Annotated in this window: 3 protein-coding genes; 1 reads left to right on the top strand and 2 read right to left on the bottom strand. The window is 47.1% G+C overall.

The genetic code is table 11. The features are described 5' to 3' along the window. Nucleotides 1-70: 70 nt before the first annotated feature. Complete coding sequence (rimP, locus tag WBV75_RS05615) at nt 71-544, bottom strand: ribosome assembly cofactor RimP (protein WP_424119665.1); 474 nt, start codon at nt 542-544, stop codon at nt 71-73. 206 nt (nt 545-750) lie between these two features. Between rimP and WBV75_RS05610 the strand changes: the two genes are divergently transcribed. Then, the gene (locus tag WBV75_RS05610) at nt 751-2,013 is read left to right on the top strand and encodes a cation:proton antiporter (protein ID WP_424119664.1); all 1,263 of its coding nucleotides are present in this window, start codon (nt 751-753) and stop codon (nt 2,011-2,013) included. A 178-nt stretch (nt 2,014-2,191) separates the two neighbouring features. Here the strand turns inward: WBV75_RS05610 and WBV75_RS05605 are convergent. Continuing rightward, nucleotides 2,192-2,956 (bottom strand): ion channel (locus tag WBV75_RS05605; RefSeq protein ID WP_424119663.1); only part of this gene is annotated, 765 nt, incomplete at its 5' end.

Genomic DNA, 2,956 nt, shown 5'->3' with positions numbered 1-2,956 from the left:
ATAAATTTATCGTCCTTAAACTCCGAAAACGATTCGATTAATGCAAGATTTTCCATTTCTTACGCTACACTTAGAATTTTAAAACAACTTTTGCCTTTTGTATTTCGGAAAACGGAATAACTTCCTCTTTCCGAACCGTATGCTTCCCCTTGCCGATTGGCTTGGGTTCCCGCGCTTTCCAGCTCAGGGCAATCTCGTGCTCTCCCACCGACTCCAGGGTTCCTTTTATTTCCGAAGCTTCCGTTTTCACCTCGAGGGTTCTGCCCAGATGCTTGTGGTATTGCCTGGGAAGTTCCAGAAGAGCGGTAGCTCCTGCAGAACTCACTTCGAGGGAAAAATCGAACTCTTCCCTGTCGAGCTGGTGTTCAACAGCCCTGCTAATTTCCATACAATCCTGAAGACTTACTCCGTTATCCCCATCGAGTATAATGCGGATGCTTTGGTCTGATCCGACCTTCAGGGAAATCGGAAACAGGTCGGGTCGCTTTTCGAATGCGTCTTTCAGAAGCATTTCCACCCGTTGCTGCAACCCCCTGCCAGTCATTTTTTTCCTCTTAAAATAGTGGCAATAAAAGAGGGGACTTATGTCCCCTCATGAATACCAATAATTCTTTCAGTGGCGCAAATATACTACTTTTTTTGAATTCATCATATTCGATATGCGAAAACAATTCCACCCCTATTCTGGCGTTATTCCCAAATCCGAGTACCTTTAATCAAAGCTACTCATACACCCGACGATTCTATTTTATGGAAATCTTTTCTTCTTACAACCTCATTATAGAAGCCTGCCTGATCCTGATCCTGTCCTTCTGGTTCAACCATCTGGCCAAACGCACGAATATCCCCGCGGTTTTAATGCTGATTGCCCTGGGGCTTGTGCTGCAATACGCGATGAAGAATTTTGTCCGGGATTTGCCTGACTTTTTCCCGGTCCTTGAAGTACTCGGCATTATCGGGCTGATCATGATTGTCCTGGAAGCCGCCCTGGAACTGGAGCTCAGAAAGGATAAAATCTGGCCCATTTTAAAAGCCATGTCCGTGGCCGCCCTGGGACTGCTCGCCTCCACCTGGGTCGCAGCCTGGATTTTGCATACGTTGATTCCAGGCATGGAAATGGCCAATGCCTGGATTTACGCCACTCCCCTTTCCATCCTCTCCAGCGCCATTATTATTCCGAGTGTGGGCAGTTTGTCCATGGCTAAAAAAGAATTTCACGTATACGAAAGTACGTTTTCAGACATCATGGGGATTATCCTCTTCTATTTCCTGGCAGGGCGGTTAAACCCGGTAGAGGCCCAGAGTCCGGAAATCTTCGCAGGCAGTCTTGTGCTTACTGTAATCGTCGCCCTCATTGCGAGTTACGTCTTGATTATCGTCTTTCAGCAAATTCGTTCTCAGGCCAAACAATTTCTGCTCATCGCTGTTTTACTACTGCTCTATGCCCTTGGAAAAAAGCTCCACCTCTCCTCCCTGATCATCATCCTGATCTTCGGGCTGGTGATCGCAAATATGCGGTTGTTTTTCTTTGGCCCTTTAAAGCGCTTTTTAAAACCGGAACGCGCGAAACAGATCTACCACGAATTACACATCATCACCCTGGAGTCCGCCTTCGTGGTCCGCACCTTCTTTTTTGTAGTCTTCGGGATTACCATCGTACTTTCCTCCCTTTTGAGTCTCCAGGTTTTGCTGGTGAGCCTGGCTATCCTGATTTCAGTCTACGCCATACGCTTTGTCCTCCTGCGCACTTTTATAGGATCTGACATCACCCCACAACTTTTTATAGCGCCTCGCGGACTCATCACTGTATTATTGTTTTACGCCATTCCCAAAGACGCTGCCGTTCCGGGATTTGAACCCGGTATTCTGTTATTCATTATTATAGGTACGAGCCTGATAATGACCTGGGCGATGATCCGGGAGAAAAAGAAACCTGCCACACTACTCGACGACCTGGATGAAGAATTCGAACTCCGCGATGAGGCTTATGATTCTGAAGAGAGCCCGAAGTAACCCGCAGGTCATGGTATTGGACAGTTGGCCTTTCTCAGGGATTAACGATAGATTCCAAATGAAAAAGATTTCGTGCAAATAAAAAGGAATGACCCGCCAGGGGCTGTACCTCTGATGGGCTACAGGAGAATGGGATTCAGCCTGAAGTTGCCGGAAATATGCAAAGAATAGAACGGGTCTAATACACCTCCAGCTGGTATTGTTCCAGTAACAACTTCCAGTCGCGGGATTCCAGAATCTGGATCAGATTAGCAGCAATCTTCTTTTTAAGGGAATCATCGACCCCTTTATGGAGGGCCATGGCGTAAAGCTCGAGGTTGAAGCGGACAGGCAGAAGCTCCATTTCGGCAAATTCCGGGTTATTCCGCATTTCGTAAACCAACCAGGGTTCATCGTATATAAAGTACTCTACCTCATCTGCCGACAGTCCTGACAAGCCTGATTTTAAATTTTCGTAGGCAACCATGTTCTTGAAAAAATTTCGCTCCAGGTAACTCTCTGCAGCGGAGGCTTCCACAGTGCCTACCCTGGACCTGCTAAAACTTTCTGCCGAAAGATCCGCAGTGGCCAGGCGACGTACAGTAAGGCCGGAGGTGATGCTTGCGGTAAAAACGGAAATGATAACTACCGAGCAAAGCATCCAGATAAACGCGATGAGCCGGCCCAGGTTGGAAATAGGGACTTTGTCACCATATCCCACAGTGGTCATGGTTACGGCCGACCACCAGAAACTTGTGAGCAACCCCTGAAAACTCCGGTCAAAATGTTGATTCTTCCGCTCGATCAGCCAAATGATGATTCCGAAAAAAATGACCATTCCAATTAGGATACCTATAAGCAGGAGCACCCTGGAGTTAAAGAACTCACTGAGAAGGCCCGAAATTACATGCAAGCGGGAACTTGAGTTTTTGGCAACAATGAGGTTCCCGATATAAAATGCATG

It is taken from the genome of Robiginitalea sp. (assembly GCF_049588695.1).
Classification (GTDB): Bacteria; Bacteroidota; Bacteroidia; order Flavobacteriales; family Flavobacteriaceae; genus Robiginitalea.
Note: the sequence above shows the minus strand (reverse complement) of the source record. Positions and strands in the feature narration are given on the sequence as shown.